General features: G+C 45.5%; 11 protein-coding genes and 1 pseudogene. 8 read left to right on the top strand and 4 right to left on the bottom strand.

The genetic code is table 11. The features are described 5' to 3' along the window. Window positions 1-196 (top strand): annotated as a pseudogene (locus H8710_RS12680) (N-acetylmuramoyl-L-alanine amidase family protein); the annotation flags it as partial. Between the two features lie 509 nt (window positions 197-705). On the opposite strand, the gene H8710_RS12675 reads toward H8710_RS12680, so the two are convergent. The 3 genes from H8710_RS12675 to H8710_RS12665 all read right to left on the bottom strand — a co-directional run bounded on the left by H8710_RS12675 (window position 706) and on the right by H8710_RS12665 (window position 3,947). Then, the gene (locus H8710_RS12675) at window positions 706-1,548 is read right to left on the bottom strand and encodes a carbohydrate ABC transporter permease (protein ID WP_249296211.1); all 843 of its coding nucleotides are present in this window, start codon (window positions 1,546-1,548) and stop codon (window positions 706-708) included. A 20-nt stretch (window positions 1,549-1,568) separates the two neighbouring features. After that, on the bottom strand, window positions 1,569-2,513 hold the full coding sequence (locus H8710_RS12670) for a carbohydrate ABC transporter permease (protein ID WP_249296210.1): 945 nt from the start codon (window positions 2,511-2,513) through the stop codon (window positions 1,569-1,571). A 90-nt stretch (window positions 2,514-2,603) separates the two neighbouring features. Continuing rightward, window positions 2,604-3,947, bottom strand: coding sequence for an ABC transporter substrate-binding protein (locus H8710_RS12665; RefSeq protein ID WP_249296209.1), 1,344 nt, complete (start codon window positions 3,945-3,947; stop codon window positions 2,604-2,606). A 259-nt stretch (window positions 3,948-4,206) separates the two neighbouring features. Here H8710_RS12665 and H8710_RS12660 point away from each other — a divergent pair, with 259 nt between their 5' ends. Both H8710_RS12660 and H8710_RS12655 read left to right on the top strand, forming a co-directional pair. Further along, entirely contained in the window at window positions 4,207-6,003 is a 1,797-nt protein-coding gene (locus tag H8710_RS12660) for a histidine kinase (protein ID WP_249296208.1), read from the top strand. 3 nt (window positions 6,004-6,006) lie between these two features. Beyond that, on the top strand, window positions 6,007-7,569 hold the full coding sequence (locus tag H8710_RS12655; RefSeq protein ID WP_249296207.1) for a response regulator: 1,563 nt from the start codon (window positions 6,007-6,009) through the stop codon (window positions 7,567-7,569). A 54-nt stretch (window positions 7,570-7,623) separates the two neighbouring features. On the opposite strand, the gene H8710_RS12650 is transcribed toward H8710_RS12655, so the two are convergent. Then, a complete protein-coding gene (locus H8710_RS12650) occupies window positions 7,624-8,511 on the bottom strand; it encodes an AraC family transcriptional regulator (RefSeq protein WP_249296206.1) in 888 nt (295 codons plus the stop codon). A 181-nt stretch (window positions 8,512-8,692) separates the two neighbouring features. Between H8710_RS12650 and H8710_RS12645 the strand changes: the two genes are divergently transcribed. From H8710_RS12645 to H8710_RS12625, 5 genes are all read left to right on the top strand, one after another. Then, a complete protein-coding gene (locus H8710_RS12645) occupies window positions 8,693-10,045 on the top strand; it encodes an ADP-ribosylglycohydrolase family protein (protein WP_249296205.1) in 1,353 nt (450 codons plus the stop codon). Between the two features lie 9 nt (window positions 10,046-10,054). Further along, window positions 10,055-10,942 (top strand): ribokinase, encoded by an 888-nt coding sequence (locus tag H8710_RS12640; protein WP_249296204.1) that lies wholly within the window; start codon window positions 10,055-10,057, stop codon window positions 10,940-10,942. A gap of 644 nt (window positions 10,943-11,586) precedes the next feature. Continuing rightward, window positions 11,587-18,483: an Ig-like domain-containing protein gene (locus tag H8710_RS12635; protein ID WP_249296203.1), complete on the top strand. Its 6,897-nt coding sequence runs from the start codon at window positions 11,587-11,589 to the stop codon at window positions 18,481-18,483. Window positions 18,484-18,759: 276 nt separating this feature from the next. Continuing rightward, the gene (locus H8710_RS12630; RefSeq protein WP_249296202.1) at window positions 18,760-19,062 is read left to right on the top strand and encodes a YkvS family protein; all 303 of its coding nucleotides are present in this window, start codon (window positions 18,760-18,762) and stop codon (window positions 19,060-19,062) included. Between the two features lie 17 nt (window positions 19,063-19,079). Then, window positions 19,080-19,934 carry an MYG1 family protein gene (locus tag H8710_RS12625; RefSeq protein WP_249296201.1) on the top strand — a complete coding sequence of 285 codons (855 nt, stop codon included), beginning with the start codon at window positions 19,080-19,082 and terminating at the stop codon, window positions 19,932-19,934. Window positions 19,935-19,937 lie beyond the last annotated feature (3 nt).

Below are 19,937 nucleotides of genomic sequence, written 5' to 3'. Positions count from 1 at the left end.
AGGCAACGGCGCTATGATGACCGGCTGGCTGCAGCAGGGAAATACCTGGTATTACCTGAAAGACAGCGGAGCCATGGCGACAGGCTGGAATTGGGTAAATGCTAAATGCTACTACTTTAGCGCCAGCGGCAAAATGGCAGCAAACACCACCGTGGGCGGATACAAGGTAGACGCTTCCGGCGCGTGGGTGAAATAACAGTAGTCTTCCTAATCTCCTTAATCTCCTATATATTTTTACTATGGCATGAGAAGGAAATCCTTCTTTGCAAACAAACTCCCCGATTTTATAGAATCGGGGAGTTTGTTTTTCAGATAAAATAGCTGATGCGTACAAGAAACGAATATAAAATATTTTTGAATTTTGTTATTGCGATGGGAAGTCTGGATAAAAGTTATAATTAACCACTTAGTTGGGAGAAGCCCTCATAAAAATTATACCTTATGATACAATTTTAATTAGAGCTTTTCTTGGAGTTCAGGCTTTGTCAATGCCCGGTTTTCTACTGAGTCTTAAGCTGCTTACATTTAGTTTTTGTTAGGGAGAGATATGAAGCAGTTGAAACTAAATGGACTTGGAAGTTTGAGCATAAAGAGTTTACAGTTGTATTTATCGCCAACAATATGAAAAAATACCCCCTAGTTAAAGTACTAGGGGGTATTTTTATTTCAATTAAAAGCCGCTCGAATCTAAGCCGAGCTCAACGATTATTTAAATCCGGTCATTACGATACCACTGACAAACTGTTTCTGGCCTAAGAAGAAGATAACAATCAGAGGAATAATAAAGACAGTCGATGCAGCCATCAGAAGTTCCCACTGGCTAGCATTTTCTTGCATGAATACCTGAAGACCAATCGCCAAGGTGTAGTGGTCACTTTCTAAGTACAGCAAGGGACCCATAAATTCGTTCCAGCCACCGATAAAGGTAAACAGCGAAATAGTGGTCAAAATCGGTTTGGACAGAGGCATCATAATTCTCGTTAAGATAGTAAACTCACCTGCGCCATCAATACGCGCCGCATCCAGATAACTTGACGGTATGGTGGAGTAAAACTGTTTCAACAAGAAGATATTGTATGCACCACCGAAGAAACTGGGGAGAATCAGCGGCCAGAAGGTGTTGATCGCATGGAATTTTACCCAAGTAGCATACAAGGGGATCATGGTGACCTGGCTGGGCAGCATCATAGTAGAAAGGGCAATCAAGAAAAGAACCTTTCCGCCTTTCCAGGGAATTTTGGTAAAGGAGTATGCCGCTAAAGAGGAAGAAATGACCTGTCCCAAAACAGGAATAACAGCTACAATTAAAGTGTTCAACAAGTAATTGAAAAATGGAATTCTCGTCAACGCGTCAGGGTAGTTCTGGAAGCGAACTCTTTCTGGAATCAAGCTTCTCAGCATTCCCGCTGAGGTATTGAATACGTCGGAAGGATACTTTAAAGATGTCGCCACCTGCCACAATAATGGAATGATAAAGACGCAGGAGAACAACACCAGAAGTACATATGCAAAGATGTTATATGTAAGTTTACGACCGGATAATTTCATAATTTCTCTTCTCCTCCTTCTTATTCACCATCGCCGTACTGCACCCAACCAGAGGTTGCAAAAATAATGGCAGTAACGATCATGATAATGATGAACAAAATCCAAGCCATTGCACAGGCAAAGCCCATGTTCATATACTTAAACGCTTGGTTGTACAGGTGCAGTGAATAGAACAGCATTGAGTTTCCTGGGCCGCCGTCCTGTGCACTGACGTTTCCAGAAGAGCTGGAGAAGATATAAGCCTGAGTAAAGTATTGGAACATACCGATGATACCGGTAACCAATTGATAGAACATTGCGGGAGAAATACCGGGCATGGTGATATGCCAGAATTTATTCCAAGCATTTGCGCCGTCTAGTTCTGCCGCCTCGTAAAGCGATTGAGGAACTCCCTTGATCGATGCAAGGAAGATAAGCATCATACCGCCGCTGCCCCACATGCCCATCAAGATGAGCGCTGGCTTCGTCCAGTTGGGGTCGTACATCCACCCGGGAACAGAGTTGGCGGGAACGCCGATCGCCATCAAGAATTTATTCAAAATACCGTAAGACGGATTCAATACCCATACCCATACCATAGATGCCGCAACGACGGAAACTACAGAGGGAATGTAAAAAATGGTACGGAAAACCGACTGGCCTTTGACGTTTAAGCTTAAAAGCAACGCCATACAAAGCGAGAAAACGATGTTGGCTGGCAGACTGAATACACACATATATAGTGTGTTCCACAGGGAATTCAGGTTTTTTGCCTCGGTAAAAAATTTGACATAGTTTTCTACGCCCACAAAGCCTTTGATCGCAAAACCGTTAAAATTGGTAAAGCTGTACACAATGGACGCAATGATGGGATACGCTGTGAACGCCAAGAACCCGATGATCCACGGAAGTGCAAAAACAATTCCATACATGGTATACTTGCGGGCCTGGGAGCTCATTCTGGCAGGGGCACTCTTTTGCTTCATGTATTTCTCTCCTTTTTTACTAGCAGAATCGCTTTTGCGGTTATCTTTACAGACGCCCATTCCACAAATGTATTCTGCTATTAGTCTATATTAATCGTTTATCGGATTTTCATCCGCAAACTTCTGGATTTTAACGGTGACGTTTTCCAAAGCGTCATCGAGAGAAATTTTGTTGGAAAAGACCAAAGTCAACTGTTGGTCGATCTCCACAAGGTAGTCATTTATATATAAAGACATGGGGAATCCGGTACATTTGTCAGATTGCAGCATCTGTGCAACTTTCCGTTTTAAAGGATGTACTGATGCTGGTAAATTGTTCAACACTGATTTACGCGCCATGAGGATTCCATCTCCGTTATATCCTGCGGAGAGCTGCTTCATAATGTCTTTAGAAGTAAGATAAGACAAAAATTTCCAGTTTTCTTCTAATGTCTGATCGGAACGTTTGTTGATTCCCCATACATGAGCGGTAATAAACATGGAACCTTCCAACTCCGGCTTCCCATCAGGGTAAGGGCAATATGTAACGCCATAGTTCATATTAGGGCGCTGCTGGGCAATTTCATCCATTAGCCATTCACCAGAAAACTGCATTACCAGTTTTTCGTCAATAAAAGGGCTTCCGGCTACATTAGTCGTACCACTCCCTAAACTGGTCTTAAATGTCAAAAGTTTGTCATAGCCAATCGTATTGTAAATATCCAGCTGCCATTGATAAGCGGCGTGCATCTCCGGACTGTCAAATGTAATTTTATTTGTTTCCGGATCGATCCATTTTGCGCCAAATGCCACAGGCCATAAAACCTTTTCCATCCACGGGTAATCAGGAATGAAGCCCGCCCGGACAATTTTTCCATCAGAATCATACTCCGTCAGATCAACCGCCATCTCTACCAATTCCTGATAGGTTCTTGGCGGACCGTCATATCCCTTTCGGGACAGCAGATCTATGTTGTAGTAAAACTCAGAAGAATTGATCTCATCTGGAATTGTATAAATGCGGTTTTTGTAGGTGCATCGGTCCCACGCTGCAGAAATAATGTCGTCTTTATCAAAATTATCATCACGATTGACTAAATCTGTCAAATCAGCAAGAACACCGGTCGCTCCCCACTGGCCTCCGAAAACCCAATTTGGTTTAACCAAGTCGGGACCGCTGCCAGCCAGCATCGAAGTAAACATTTTTTCTTCCCCGACGTTGCCTACTGTTTCAATCGTCACATGGGGATAAAGCTCCATATACTGGTTTGCTACCTGCAGAATGCGCTGTTGTCTACTGCCGGGGTCATTGCTTTGGGTATCATTATGCCAGATCGTCAAGGTGACAGGGGAAGGAGCCGAAGAAGTGTCTTCGGTGGAACCATTGCGGCAGCTTGCTGTCAAAGCCCCACAAAGAACGGCCGCAAGCGTAACTGCGATGATTCTGTTGCGCATTTCCCACTATCCTCCCAAAAATTACAACACCATTTTTCCAGCATTTGCATTTACCTTACTATTATAGGATAAGTTGCCTATTCGGAAAATAGTTTTATTTTTACTAACAAGGGTTATTTTTACTAAAAACCCATAAATCTCTCACGCTTTCTCAACAAAAAATTTAAAGTCCTGCAATAAGTTAGTTGATATCTTCGGCAATTATGGTATAATTAACTATACAAAACAAAATTGAAATGCAATTTTGAGGAGGGGAAGAGTGAGAAAACTGAGTATGAACGGCAGTTTTCGACGACAGCTGCTGGTGTTGTTCCTTCTGATCTCCATCGTCCCTTTGATTTTGCTGACTATTTTTAATTATTCTGTCACCTTGTCGATGTTTAAAAAGCAGACTTATCAAAACGATAGCCGCATTCTTAACAAGGTCGTGGAGAATATGGATAATATGCTTCATAATATAGAAGATCGGGTGTTTAGCTTCTACATTTCCGATTTGGTCTATATTTCCGGCAGTCGAAGTGAGAATTATGCGGTGGCGCTGTCGGAACGAATGAGATACGAACAGCAGGTTCTGTACAACAGCTTTTTAACATCTGACCGCCTCGGTATCGAAAATATTTTCTTTTATAATGAACAGGATAAGTATCTCGTAGATTCCTTGAATTCGGATACTAGAACAAAATCCGGCGAAGGTCTTGACTGGTATGGAAAGGCTTTGGCCTCAGATGGGGAACTCTGCTGGATCCCTCCGGATAAAGAAAGCCCTCATGCAGGAGGAGATCGCCTTCGTGTGGCCCTGCTGATGAAAGATTACCGGGGAAATATTATGGGCGCCTTGTGCGTTTGGATTCGAAATGACAGTCTTTATAGTCAGATTCAAGACATTAACAGTGGAGACAAAGGATTTACTGCCGTTGTTAACGAAAAGGGAGATTTGATCAGCTCTTCTAATTTTACCAGCGCTGTAAGCACTTATTTTGATCAAAGATACTTGGCTGAACGCCTGCCCGACTTGACGGAAGTGCAGGACTTGTCCATTGACGGGGAAAACTATCAGATTACAACAATGGTTTCGCCTTATACTGGATGGTATTTTATTACTGCCAACTCTCAGGAAGAAATTGTTCACCAAATACTTGGAAAACTCAATGTTTTTGTCTTTTTGATGGCGCTTTGCGTGTTAGTTGCGATTGTTTTTGCTTTTATTATGTCCAATGCTCTTTACCAGCCGATTAAAAGTCTCAAAAAAGCCATGCAGCAGGCAGGAGAAGGCAATTTGGACGTGGTCCTGACCGAGCAGCGCAGCGATGAGTTTGCCAGCCTTTATAACGGCTTTAACAGTATGACTGCCAGCATTAACAAGCTGGTGAAAGAACTCTATGAGCTGAAGCTGATGAAAAAGGATGCCGAGCTGAAAGTACTTCAATCCCAAATCAATCCACATTTTCTTTATAATACGCTGGACTCCATGTACTGGATGTCCAGGCTCGGGAAAAATGAAGAATTATCTGATATGATTTCTGCGTTTTCCGGCTACCTCAAAATCAATTTGAGCAAGGGAAAAGACATCATTTCCATTGAAAAGATTCAGGATGAAATTATTTACTATATCAAAATACAGCAGTACCGTTTTGGGGACAAAATCCGTGCTTCGGTAGAGATCGATCCGGCGCTTTATCCTTACGGCATCATTAAATTTTTACTTCAGCCATTGGTAGAGAATGCCATTTTTCATGGACTGGAACCCAAAAAGGAAAAAGGCTCTGTCCGTGTAGTGGGACAATTGGAGGAAGGGTACGCTGCGTTTGAGGTCATTGATGATGGGGTTGGCATGGATGCTGTACAAGTGGCCCATCTGGAAGAGCTCATCAATCGCCAGGAATCGGTTGAGGGCTATGCGCTTTTTAACGTTCATCACCGGCTTCTCCACACATACGGTCCGGAATGCGGACTCCATATTGAAAGCGAAGTGGGCGCTGGTACAAAAGTCAGCTTCAAGATACCTTTGATTCCTTATACAGAAGATAAATTGCTGGATATCGGCAAGGAGGATTAACAGATGTTTAAACTGCTCATAGTGGATGATGAATACTGGTTCCGTCAGGGTATCAAAAGTATTGTCGATTGGGAGAAATACGAAATTGAAATAGTTGGGGAGGCTTCTGACGGGGAAGAGGCTTTACAAAAAATCGAAAAGCTGGCCCCCGATATCGTATTTACCGACATTCGTATGCCCATTTGTTCTGGCCTAGAGCTGGCGCGGAGGGCACGGGATAAAGGATCCCGTGCCAAATTCGTCATCCTGACCGGATACCAGGAGTTCGAATATGCCAAAGAGGCGGCCAATATCGGCGTCTCCAGTTTTCTGACCAAACCTGCCAGCTTGGAGAGCGTCATCGAGGTTATTGAAAAAATAAAAGGGGAGATTTTGGAGGAACGGGGGACGGATCGCCGTCTGACAGAATATGACAACTCCCTCAAAGAAAAAGTCTTGAGCCTTTTGCTTCACAATAAGGCCATTGTTTCGCCAGTCCTTAAAAATTATTGTGATGATTTTCTGCTGTCCCTAACCAACTGCCAGTTCGTGGTCTTTTTGATTTCCACAAATGGCCTGGAAGAAGTAAGAAACCGTTTAGAGGGGATTTTTGAAGGGGACCGTAACTATATGGGGAGCTGCTTAGGAACAGAGTATGTCATTGGTATTCAGCGGTTTCATTCAGGGGCAAGTACCGCCCACGTCCGCTCCAGCCTGAAAAGCTTTTTCAGCCGCTTTTGTGAGGTGTGCCGACAGGAAAACGGCCTAGAATCCTTTACCTCTATCAGCAGTATTTTTCATATGAATAGCGATATTTCGCTGGGACTGTCCCAATGCATGACAGTGAAGCGGTTTCACTTCCTGTATGAAAACGAAGAGGTCATGTTTTATGATGACATTGCCGCCATTAGCGACGAAACTCTCATTCCCGCTATTTATGATAAAAGTATGATGGAAACCATGCTGCGGGAGGAGGACACCATGGGAATCCGCCATCTGTTTATCAACTTATCCGATGAAATTCGGAACAATCCGATTTACAGCTGCGATGTGGTTTTGGGACTTTACCGAAACATTGCGATGGATATTGTCCAGATGCGGTCGGCATTCTGTGGGGATATCACCGATATACAGGCTACCTTTGAAAAAATTACTGAGGCGGACAGGCTGAGTGTTCTCAGCAACCATATCGAGGAGTACGCCATATCGACTATACAGATTCTGCACGACATCAAAATGCAGAAAAGTTTGTCTCCGGTAAACAAAGCTATCTATTACATTGAGCAAAATTATAAAAGTGACATTACGTTGCAGTCGGTATCTGACTTTGTGGGGTTGGCCCCGGCGTATTTTAGCAGGCTTTTCAAGCAGGAAGTTGGAAAGTCCTTTATTCAATTCGTAATGGAGAAAAGGGTGGAACTGGCGAAAAGCCTGCTGCTCAACAGCGATATGAAAATCTATGAGATATGCAATGAAGTAGGGTACAACGATACCCGATATTTCATTAAGATGTTTAAGAGCACCGCTGGTATGACTCCTGCTCAATTTAAACGCTCACAGTACCGCAAATCTGTAATTGATGAATAATATTATACAAAAAGTAAAGCCCATCATCCCGGTACCGGGATGATGGGCTTTCAATTATTTATTTTGCTGCCTTTGTGAGATACGGTAAGCAATAGGGGTGGTATGATAATATTCCTTAAAAATCCGGTTGAAGGTGGAAATGGAGGAGCATCCCACTTCATAGGCAATATCGGCTACCGGTAACGTGCTTTTTATCAAGAGAATCGCCCCCATGTTCGCCCGCACACGGTTGAGATATTCATGAGGGGCGATGTCCATGACCGCGATAAAATTTCTTCGGAATGCCGTAACGCTCAGACTGCAAAGAGAAGCTAAATCCTGAATCCGGATAGATTCATTGTAATGGCGGGTGATATGTAGGATGGCGGGTGAGATTTTTTCAATCTTTTGGTCTGAGAGCGGATCGAATGTCGGGAGGATATCTTTTTGTTCCGAATAGCGGAGAATTTCTACAAAAATGAGATGAATCCAAGCGGAAGCTGCGGAGGAGCGGTACTCCTTTTGACAAATGAGTTCCTCCATGAGGCGTTGAATCGATTCGGTGAGAGTGGGCGCTTCTGTTGAAGAGACAATACCGCTATAGAGCATGCTGCCGTCCAAGGGGGTGGAAATTTTGGAGTTGTCAATGATGTGGGGCAGGTCGACGGTAATGAAGCGCCATTTGCTGCCTTTTTCCTGGGCACTTTGGGCGATATGGATGATATTGGGAAAGATAATGGATACGTCACCTTGGGAAAAAGAGAAAGTCTGGCTGCCGATATAGAAGACGCCGCTTCCCTCCAGGCAAACCCCTAGCTCCAGCGAGGAATGATAATGGAGGTAGGTGACCGGGAGAGCGGGAAGGTCGTAAACGTCGTCAGAGCAGTGAACAGGAAACTCCGGATCCAGCGGCACGGGAAGACATTTTACTGTCAGTGAGTTGGAAATCGCCTTTTTTTGCATAGAAAATGCTCCTTATTGAGTAGAATCGTCAATATTTCAGCTTTATAATAGCATTATAACAGGCAGAAATCAACTGCTCAAAAGGAAGAAACTGTGTGAAAACATTTTCATATCAGTATTTATTCCTTTCGCCTTGAAAAAAGGCAGCGTTACAGTGAATTTAAAAAGGAATGGTGATTAAATGAACATCGATCAGAAATGGTTTGAACACGAAAGGTATCCTGGTATCGGCTGGTACTCCCTAAACCTCCAAAACGATTTCCGCCAAAACACCGAGGAAGGTAAGGATGTGGAACAGTATGAAGAACTGGTCAACGCGGTGTCAAAACTGCCCGCGGGGCCAGTGCGGGAAGACTGCGCTGACGTGTTGTTCAAGGCGATGCTGGAAGCACCGGTGAAGGAGGGATATCCTTATTTGGAGCCGTCTGATTTGGAGGAAATCCGTGAGGCGAGACCCAAAAATCGGAAAGATTTTGCGCCGGTTCCGACTGGTGATGCCTTAAAAGAAAAAATACACGGCGCATGGCTGGGAAGAATCTGTGGCTGTTTGCTGGGAAAACCGGTAGAGGGGCTTAATTCAAAAGTAATTAAAAAGATCATTGAGGCGGCAGGGGATACTAAGCTTTCAGGGTACTTCGACCCTACGCCCGAGACCATTAAGGACTTGGAATTGGCTGAAGACCGCTGCTGGTTACGCTGCGTAGACGGCATGCCCATGGACGACGATACCAATTACACCACATTGGCGGCTGTCTGGATTCTCAAAAAATACGGTAGGGATTTCAAACCGGTAAACGTGGTGGATTCCTGGCTGGAGAGCATGCCCAAAACGTCTTACTGTACAGCGGAGCAGGCTGCGTACCTAAATGCGGCTATCGGTATTGTGCCGCCTAAGTCGGCGATTTTCCGAAACCCGTTCCGGGAATGGATCGGCGCGCAGATCCGGGCAGATTATTACGGTTACATCAACCCTGGAGATACCCAGTCAGCAGCGGAAATGGCCTGGCGGGATGCGACTGTCTCCCACGTGAAAAACGGTATCTATGGGGAAATGTTCGTAGCGGCTATGTTGGCAGCCGCGGCAGTAAGCAGTGACATCAAAGAGGTGATTCAAGCCGGGCTCCAGGAAATCCCTGAAAAGTCCCGCCTCACCGAGGCCATTGAGAAGGTGCTGTCCTGGTATGAGAGCGGCCGCAGTGCAGAAGAGTGCCTCGATGAAATTCACACCATGTATGATGAGGCCAATGGATACGACTGGTGTCATACGATCCCTAATGCCATGATCGTGGCGGCATGTCTGCTATACGGTGGGATGGATTACAGCAAATCCATCTGCATGGCAGTGGAAACTGGTTTTGACACCGATTGCAACGGCGCTACCGTTGGATCTATTTTGGGCATGATGTTGGGTGCAAAGAATATTCCGGCGTACTGGACAAAGCCTTTGAACAATACTGTTCACACTAGTATTGCAGGTTACGAGTCAGTAAAAATTTCTGATTTAGTGGAGATTACTTTGTCCCATCTGAAATAGGGTGAAAAAATGAAAGTTTTAAACTTTGGGTCGTTGAATATCGACTATGTATATCGGGTGGAGCGTTTTGCCCTTCCGGGGGAAACGATTCCTGCGATTAATATGGAACGGTTTAGCGGGGGAAAAGGACTTAACCAATCCGTGGCTCTGGCGCGGGCAGGTATACCGGTGGCCCATGCTGGCTGTGTCGGAAGTGACGGCGTGTTTTTGATCGAAGAGCTTGAAAAAAGCGGAGCGGAAACCGATAAAATTCAAGTGTTATCTTCACCCAGCGGCCATGCGATCATTCAAGTGGACTCAAAAGGAGAGAACACCATACTGCTATACCCCGGAGCCAACCACAAAATTACCCGGGAACAAGTCGACAGGACCTTAGAAGAATATGGGGAAGGTGACGTTCTCCTTCTACAGAATGAAGTGTGTGAGATTGCTTATATAATGGAAGCGGCCTATCGTAAGGGGATGCAAATTTTCTTTAATCCCTCTCCTATGACAGAGGCGATATCTGGCTATCCCCTCCACTTGGTTTCCTGTTTTTTGGTGAATGGATTAGAAGGGGCTTCACTGGCTGGGACAAGAGGCCGGGAGGCAATTTTGGCTGGCATCCGGGAAAAGTATCCCGAAGCACAAATCGTTCTCACCCTGGGAAAAGACGGAGCCTGCTATGACGATAAAAGAGGCCGGTACTTCCATCAGGCCTTTCCGGTGGAGGCAGTGGATACGACCGCGGCAGGAGATACTTTTACCGGATATTTTATCGCGCAACTGCTGTGCGGCTCTCCGCCAGATACAGTGTTGCGATGTGCCTGCGCCGCATCTGCTTTAGCGGTTTCCCGTATGGGTGCGGCGCCTTCTATCCCTTATAAAAATGAGGTCGAAGCATTTTTAAGTAATTGATAAAAATTGTTATTGCGGTGGGAGCGCCTTCAATTGGAGGCGCTCCCACTGCTTTTGTTTGCGGCCAAACTGTACAAAGCGATGCCGACCGATCGGTTATTTACAAATAAGGCCAAAATACGCCGTGATATTTTCGACAAATTATATTTTGCTAAGGTGATATGATGTTTTTTGAAAAGGAACCTTGGTACGCTACCCAAATAAAAATGATCAGAAAAAAGTTTATAGCACGGGTGTTTAAATATAGAAGGGACAAGTTCCGAAAAGTAATTTATGCCCCGTTTTTAACTGAATTTTAAAAATATGTAATACACAGAGAATTGAAAAATCTTCCATATTAGTAAAAGGGTATATAAAATGTTGTTGGTTTAGTAAATAATCAATAAATCATTATGAAAACCACTGTGATTTTTGATAAATATATAGAAAATTGCTTGCTTTTTGATTTTTTCTAGTATATAATAAATTAAACATATTTTTGCAGGATAATGTCCATATTGTAGTAAAATAGCTTATTTTACTGTGTGGCATTGTGAACTCAGCTCTTCAATTGAAGGAAGAGGTCTTGCAAATAGGGGGGATGAACGCAATTCTATCTCTCTTGTGTGAAATATGAGTGTCATTAAATTGTGGAGGGATTCGTTATGAACAAAAAAGTCTTGCAAAAACTGACTGCAATCACAACTGCGGCAGTTTTGGCAGCCAGTATCGCTCCAATGAGTGCATCTGCGGCTTGGAACAAAGATGCAAACTCTAACTGGAGTTGGACTGAGAACGGCCAGAAAACAACTGGCTGGAAAATGATTCACGGAAACTGGTATTATTTTGACGGTTCGGGCGTTATGCAGACCGGCTGGAAATTCATCAATGGCCAGTGGTATTACATGGACCAGAGCGGAGCAATGAAGACCGGTTGGCAATTCATCAACGGTGAATGGTATCATTTGTCTGCCAGCGGTGCCATGACCAAAGGATGGTATAAGGAAGGCTCTTCCTGGTATCATCTGAATGAAAACGGTGTTATGAGCCGTCACTGGCGCAAAATTTCCAATAAATGGTATCACTTTAATCCCAGCGGCCAGATGAGTGTCGGCTGGATCAATTGGAAGAACAATCACTATTTCAGCAGCAAAGACGGCGTTATGCAGACCGGTCTGGTACAGATCGACAACAAAGTTTATTACTTTGATGAAGTTACCGGCGAACTGCAGACAGGCCGTATCAAAGTCGGCAACCTTACATATACCTTTGGAGAAGATGGTGCTGCTACTGGTGCCTTGTTGCCTAAAGCAGAAATCGCATTTGATGCCAACGGCAATGAAAAGACTCCTGGCGGCGTTATCAGCGGTGGAGATACTACGACTCCCTCCAGACCGTCCGGCAGCGGCGGCAGCGGCGGCGGTGGCGGAAGCTCTTATGTCGAAGTTCAAAGCGTCAGCTTGAGCAAGACAAGCCACATTATGTATACAGGCGAAGATTTTCTTTTGACCGCCACTGTTTACCCCTCTAACGCGACGGACAGAAGGGTAACCTGGATCAGCAGCGACGAGGAAATCGCCACTGTTTCCAACGGCTATGTGCGCGCTCTTAAAGAAGGTACCGTTACCATCAAAGCTATCGCAGATACTGTCGAGGCTACCTGTAGAATTGAAATTATGTCCAAGGGCGAAGAGGTTAAAGTAACTGATATTACCGTTACTTCTACCAGCGGCAGCAATGAAGTGCATGTTGCTGAAACCTTACAGCTTCAGGCAGCGGTTACTCCGGCTAACGCAACCAATAAGGCTGTTAACTGGAGCTCCAGCGATAATACTGTTGCTACAGTCAGCACAAGCGGTTTGGTTACCGCCGTTAAAGAAGGTACTGCGACCATCACCGCGACCGCGGCAGACGGCAGCGGCGTGACTGGCACTTTTGACGTTACTGTTACAAAGAAACCTGCAACGGAATCTGCTAAGCCGACTTTTACTAAAGATTTAGATACTGCTAAAAGCGTTACTGTAGGAGACAGCGTGACCCTCTCTGTCACCGCTTCTGCATCTGACGGCGGCAAATTGACTTATCAGTGGTATAAAGGCTCCACTGCTATTTCCGGAGCAACAGGCGCGTCTTATACCTTTACTGCCGACAAAGTCGGAAGCGAGAGCTATAAAGTCGTTGTCACCAATACAAAAGACAGTTTAACACCTGCTACTGCGACCAGTAAAACCTGTGTAGTTACTACCAAGGCGGCTCCAGTGCAAGATGTTGAGATTACTGGATTTGCAGCAATTGACAAAGTAGTCGTATCCGAAGATGAGCATCTGACAACAGCGGCTTTGGCGGCGGCCAAACTGCCCGCTAAGGTTACTTTGCAGTATGACGGCGGTACGGTTGATGTAGATGCTACATGGGCTTGCGCTGACTACGATGCGGAAAGCACCGGAGACCAGACTTTTACCGCTTCTTACACTCTGCCTGCCGGCTATGTGGATGCAGTCGATCCCATTACTGTAACTGCCATTGTTAAGCTGGAGGTTGCTCAGACTACAGCTCCTATCCCCTCTCAAAACCTGATTGCAGGCGTGAGACCCACTATTGGGATTGGTATCGGTTATATTGCGAAAGACCACCATGAAAATTCAAGCGATATGAGTTCTCCGCTTCTGGATGAGACTTATGACCTGCTGACCGACGGCGTTTATCCCGCTGCCGATGCGGTTTATAACGAAGCTGATCCGGAAAGCTACAAGGGTACGCTGTATTTTAACTGGTTCGATCAGAACGGAGCTGCGGACTTTACCTTCCAGTTTGAGGAAAAGACCTTTGAGCAGATTACCCTGATGTTCAGAAACGGCACTCCCTGGGGCACAGAGGCTGTCAACGGCGTTGCCGAGCATATTAAGGTGCAGGCTGAGATCGACGGCGTATGGACCGACATTTATGAAGGCCGCGAAAATAATACGAAGGGCCATACGGATATTGTGCTGAAGACCGAAGACAACAAGGCGATTACCGCTACCGGCCTGAAATTCTGGTTCTATACTTGGACAGATGAGACTATCCATAAGACAACTGCCCTTTCTGAAATCGAAGTATTGGCTAATGCAACTGACGCAGCTGCGGACGGCACGTTGACCGGAGGAAGTCCTGTTACTCCAGAGCTTACCACCATTGATTACGCAGCAACCGGAACACCCGTCGTTAAATTTGTCAATGGCCGCAACAAGGCTGACGACCTTGCGAAAGTTACCTATGCAGACGGCAAATTTACCGTTGCTGAGGATGTAACTGTCTTCTCCTTCGTTGACAGTGGAGTTGCCAAACAGTTCACCAATACAGACGGTGTTTGGTCTGAAGTCACCGAAATCAGCAAGAGTTTGATTTTTGGTGTTCCCTTTACAACAGATGTAAAGAGAGATAGTTTTGGCTACTACAGCACTACTTTTGATAATCCCATGTTTGCCTATTCTCTGACTGACGGAGTTACGCCTTCTACCGATACCTGCAACCAGTTCGGATATGTGACCTTTGCGGGAACTGTTCTAGACGGCGTCAGCAAAGATGTTTGCTTCAATCTGGAAAATGAGGTAACCTTTAAACAAATTAACCTTGACCTGTTGAAGCAGACCGTTTGGAACGATGCAGATGGTTATCCGGAGCACGTTACCATTGAAGCCAAGATTGGTGGTACGTGGGCTACTATTGGCGACGTGACAGGCTTAGATATAACCGGTACAGACGGAACAGCCAAGACTCTTGTCTTTACAGCAGAGGAAGCTATTACTGCTGATGGTCTGAGATTCACATTCTATGCACGTCAAGGCAATACAAAAGCTGTTATTCTCACTGGCATTGATGTTCTAGCTGACGCTGACGGATCTGCTGCTGACGGTTCGCTGGCAGCTCCCAATGAAGTAGCGGAAATCCCGAGTATTACTACTGATTTGGAAGCAACCAAAAATGTAAACGTAGGCGACAAAGTTGACTTTGCAGTAGAGGCCGCTGTTTCCGACGGGGGCACACTGTCTTACCAGTGGTACAAAGATGGTGTAGCCATCAAAGGCGCTACCAGCAATACTTACAGCTTTACTGCTTTCGCAGCGGAGACTGCCACATATAAGGTGGAAGTTACCAATACGAAAGCTGGCATGCTTTCCAGCATGGCAACTAGTACGGTCTGTACTGTAACGGTATCTTCTGAATTTGTCAATATAGCGAAAGGCAAACCTTATACCTTCTCGACTGAAAGCCTGAACTGGGCTAACGCTGACGACGGTATCAAGCTGACAGATGATATTACTCCGAATTCCACTGATTATACGGCTGAAGGGTTTGTCGCTGTCCATACCGGTGATGGTGTTACAACTTTGGACATCACCATTGATTTGGGTTCAGAAATGTCCTTCAAACAGGTTGCTGTTGATACCCTGCTAAGTATAAATGGTATCAAAGCCATTGAAAAGGGAAGCATTTCCTATTCTAGCAATGGAACCGATTGGACAGAGATGGGCAAGATTGACCACACTCAGACTGAACTGGGCGTAGAGACCATTCTTGTACAGTCAGAAGCCCTTGTTACCGGACGTTATGTCAAACTCTCCTACGAAGATTCTAACAGCTGGCACGGTTTAGCGGAAATCCGCGTTTGGGGCGAAGCTGGGGAAACTCCTCCCAGCGATACAAGCGTAGATTATACTGCAACCGGTACAGTAGCCGACATCAGCTCTGATGTGACCTTTGCAGATGGAAAATTCTCTGTGCCGTCAACAGTCAGTGAGTTTACCTTTACCGATAACGGTGTAAGTCTGAAAGCCACTAAAACTGATGGTAGCTGGACAATTACTGGCGAGAGCTTGATTTACGGCGTAAAAGCAGACTCTAATGTCACCGAAGGTTACGGCTGGGAGGCTGCCAAACCTTTGCCTGATAATTGGCAGGATTGGCTGACCGATGGTAAAGCCGTTATAAACGAAGGGGATATTAGCACTAGCGGTCGTCTGACTTGGGGTTCCGTTCCCGCATTCCAGCAGGAAGAAGGTTTTGTTCCTACATATACCTTTGAGCTGGATCCTGCAAAGAGCTTTAAGCAAATCAGAATCGGCACTGTAGTGATTCCGAAAGGCGATGTTGTTGTCGCAACCCAGCCGAAGAGCGTTAAGATCGAGCTGGAGAAAGACGGTAAATGGGTAACCCTGTTTGACAATACTGATACCCCCTATACCCGTGAAGACCAGAATAAAGTCTTTGTTTTCAGCGGAGATACCGATATCTCCGGAAGCAAACTGAGAATTTCCACGGCAGTACATGGTGAGGTTGATGCTTGGCCAGGCACAGCGATCAATGAAATCGAGGTTCTTGCAAATGCTGCTACCGGCGCTCTGGACGGTGAATTGAAAGCTCCTGAGGCTATCACCTCTGATAACCTGATTTTTGGAAAAGCCTATACACTGGATGCAACTTCTCATACTGACAATGATGACAGCAATTCCGGTGACCCTTCTAAGACCAAATTGACCGATGGTGTGCGTTTTGCTGATCCTATCGCCTATAACGACGGAAACTCTGTTCTGTTTAAGGCAGATAGTGGAGTAAACGACATTGTACTCTCCTACGATTTTGGTAAAGATATTACCTTTAAAGAAATCAATATGGGTGTCCTCCGCATCAGCGGCTGGGGAATTGATGGTATGAGCAATCTCCAGATTGAGGCTAATATTGACGGCGAGTGGAAAACCATTTACAATGCTAACCCCAATAATGCAACCCTGGATGGTGCTGAAGTTGTTACTGGAAAGAATGATTACTTTGTTTCCAGTGATCCTATCACTGCAAGCGGTCTTCGCTTTACCATGACCAAAGTAACTGCCTTTATTGTTCTCGATGAGATCGAAGTCAAGGCAGAACCCACTGCGGGTGCTACCAAGACCGGCGATTTGGTCGTTCCTACAGCCCCCGTTGACACGGCAGCTACTCCCACAATTGACACCGATTTGGAAGCTGCCAAGACCGCAAATGTTGGTGATGCAGTAACCTTTACCGTAGCAGCCAGCACGACTGACAGCGGCACACTCAGCTACCAGTGGTACAAAGATGATGTTGCCATTGATGGTGCCATCGAAGCTACCTACACTATCGACTCTGTAGCAGACATCGATGCGGGCAGTTATAAAGTAGTCGTTACCAATACCAATGGTACTGCAACTGCGACCGCTACATCTACCGTTTGCGTATTGACGGTTGAAGCTCCGGTAGTGTCTAATAACCTGCTTGCCGGTAAGACGTCAACCTGCGCAATCCCAAATGGCGCACTTGCTTACTGGATGTCTGACGGAAGTGGATTAAGTGCAGTGTGGAATGCTAAACTGACAGATGGTGTAATCTCCACTGCAACAGATCCTTATGATGCTGATTGGGAAAATATTCTCTACTTAGCAGGCCATGACACTGCCGGCTACGAAGCCGACTTTACCTGGACCTTTGACGAAGCTTCTTTTGAGCAGGTCAATATCCACACTAACCTCGGTGATCCTTGGAACGCTTATGCCAACGGCAACGGTCAGACTGATCATGTTAAAATCCAAGCTAAGATTAACGGCACATGGGTGACTATTTACGAGGAAACTGGACTTAAAAACGATAGCAATGCACCCAGAAAATTTGTGTTTACCTCTGATGAACCCATTACTGCAACCGGCTTGAAGGTTTGGCTCTTTGCTGGAAACAGAGACGGTGTTTTGCCTGTTGCTGTCTCTGAAATTGAGGCTTTGAAAACTGCGGACGGTTCCGCGGCTGACGGCGCCTTGGTCAAACCAGCTGTAATCGCGCAGACTCCCTCCTTTACAACTGATTTGAGCGCAACTAAAGACGCAGCCATGGGCGATACAATTACGATGAGCGTAGTGGCCAGTGTTACCGATGGCGGTACCATTACCTATCAGTGGTTTAAAAATGACGTTAAAATTAATGGAGCTACCGAAGCCAGTTACACCATCAATAACGCACAAGTCAGTGACGGCGGTAACTACAGAGTAGTTGCTACCAATACAGTCGGCGAGGCTGTTGCTTTTGCTGATTCCACTGTCTGCTATGTGAGCGTCAAGGATCCGAATAACTTGGCACAGGGCTGTTCCTACACAGTTACCGAGGGCCTGAGTTTTTCCGGCAACGCTACCAATGACGGCAAAAAATTGACTGATGGCCAGATTCCTGGTTCTACCGCTTATCACGACGCAGGTTATATGACGGCTCACAATCCTAACGGTACGACCGCAGATATTATTATTGATTTGGGCGCTGTGAAATCTTTCCGGGAAGTCAGCATAGACACTTTGAAAGGTGCTGACGGCGTACATCCGCTCCGCACAGCTACCATCTACTGCTCTGAAACCGGTGAAGATTGGAACGAACTTGGTAAGATTACGAATGACGAAGGTGCTCAGGCTGAGGGCGAAGTGAAAACTGTTTCTCTTGCTGCAAACGGTACAGCACAGTATATCAAAGTAACTGTCGAGCAGGCAAATAACTGGTTTAACCTTGCTGAAATCCGCGTTTTGGCCTAAACTTTCCAAGTTTGCGGCGTTGAGACCGGTGGGTGGAGAGAAGACCGTAATTGCAATTGTAGGAATAACAGGCTAATTGTAATTTGTTTTTCAATTCTTCCATTGCTTATCTCAAATAAAAAAGAACCCTCTGATTCAGAGGGTTCTTTTTGTGTTCCTCTATTTACTTTTTGCCTGAAATGCAATACAATAAACATTATATAGAAAAATGAACGGGTTAGACTATTATTTTGATTGTCCTTGCGCGATAGATGAATTTTTAAATAAGGAGGCGTTATGGTGGGGAAATTATTTGCAGTATTAACTGCGGTCATTATGTTTTATGGTTGTCAGCCCAAAGAGGATTATATAACCTTTACCGGCGTTGTAGAACAGGTCTATGAAAACAGCATACTAGTAGCTGAGGCGGATTTGCAGAGCGGCGATAGAGCCATGGTGGGATACGAGGATGGTTGTAAAAAGCCGGAAATGCTCTCCAGAGGCGCCCATGTGCGAGTGAAAATTTTACCTTATATTCGGGAAACCTATCCTTTAGGCGTGGATGCAGTAGAGATAGCCATTTTGGGTGAGGATCAGTAGAAAGGAAACACAATCACATGCTTGATACAGAATTGCTTGAGTCAGGGTATACCCATGGAGGACGTTTTCATGCGGATGATGTGTTCTCTACAGCGCTTCTCCGTATGCTGAATCCTAAAATTAAAATACAAAGAGTTATGAATGCACCACAAGATACGAAAGGTATTGTATACGACATCGGCAGAGGGGAATTTGATCATCATCAGGAGGACGCCCAGGTTCGGGATAATGGGGTGCCTTATGCAGCTTTTGGGTTGCTATGGCGAAAATATGGCTCTCTATTCTTTGGCTCCAAGTGTACCGAGGAGCAAATTCCAGAGGCAGTGCAGCGATTCGATGAATCCTTTGTCCAACCTTTGGATCTGGACGATAATACCGGCTGCGGCAATATGCTGGCCAGCATTATCGGGGCGTTTAACCCTTATTGGGATGAGGACGCTGACAGTGATCGAAATTTCTGGAAAGCAGTCCAATTTGCGCAGCTGGTGCTGGAGCGAAAATTAGGTTTTTTGTACAGCCAATTTCGTGCGGATGCAGTCGTGGAAGAAGCAATAGAAAAAATGGAAGACGCCATCGTCAAGTTGCCGGTATATGCGCCCTGGAAGCCCATTGTTTGCCGGTCCGAAGCGGAGTTTGTCATTTACCCTTCCCAGCGGGGAGGTTACTGCGCACAGGCTGTGCCGGGAAAAGAAGAGGGAGTACTGCGGTGTCCGTTTCCATTGTCTTGGGCAGGGAAGGAAAACGAAGATCTGGAATACATTTCGGGTATTAGCGGGCTGCGTTTTTGTCATAGGGGGAGGTTTCTGGTGTCTGCAGATACGGAGGATACCTGCCTGAAAGCCTGCAAAAAAGCTCGGCAACAGCAAGAATAAAAG

It is taken from the genome of Fumia xinanensis (genome assembly GCF_014384905.1).
GTDB classification, from domain to species: domain Bacteria; phylum Bacillota; class Clostridia; order Oscillospirales; family Ruminococcaceae; genus Fumia; species Fumia xinanensis.
The sequence above is the reverse complement of the archived record's forward strand: the minus strand, read 5'-3'. Positions and strand labels throughout refer to the sequence as shown.

Bases quoted from the DNA above. Each gene is read 5' to 3' on its own strand.
- H8710_RS12630 (WP_249296202.1), top strand. From the start codon at position 18,760: ATGGTGGGGAAATTATTTGCAGTATTAACTGCGGTCATTATGTTTTAT.
- H8710_RS12640 (WP_249296204.1), top strand. From the start codon at position 10,055: ATGAAAGTTTTAAACTTTGGGTCGTTGAATATCGACTATGTATATCGG.
- H8710_RS12645 (WP_249296205.1), top strand. From the start codon at position 8,693: ATGAACATCGATCAGAAATGGTTTGAACACGAAAGGTATCCTGGTATC.
- H8710_RS12625 (WP_249296201.1), top strand. From the start codon at position 19,080: ATGCTTGATACAGAATTGCTTGAGTCAGGGTATACCCATGGAGGACGT.
- H8710_RS12635 (WP_249296203.1), top strand. From the start codon at position 11,587: ATGAACAAAAAAGTCTTGCAAAAACTGACTGCAATCACAACTGCGGCA.
- H8710_RS12650 (WP_249296206.1), bottom strand. From the start codon at position 8,511: ATGCAAAAAAAGGCGATTTCCAACTCACTGACAGTAAAATGTCTTCCC.
- H8710_RS12655 (WP_249296207.1), top strand. From the start codon at position 6,007: ATGTTTAAACTGCTCATAGTGGATGATGAATACTGGTTCCGTCAGGGT.
- H8710_RS12675 (WP_249296211.1), bottom strand. From the start codon at position 1,548: ATGAAATTATCCGGTCGTAAACTTACATATAACATCTTTGCATATGTA.
- H8710_RS12670 (WP_249296210.1), bottom strand. From the start codon at position 2,513: ATGAAGCAAAAGAGTGCCCCTGCCAGAATGAGCTCCCAGGCCCGCAAG.
- H8710_RS12665 (WP_249296209.1), bottom strand. From the start codon at position 3,947: ATGCGCAACAGAATCATCGCAGTTACGCTTGCGGCCGTTCTTTGTGGG.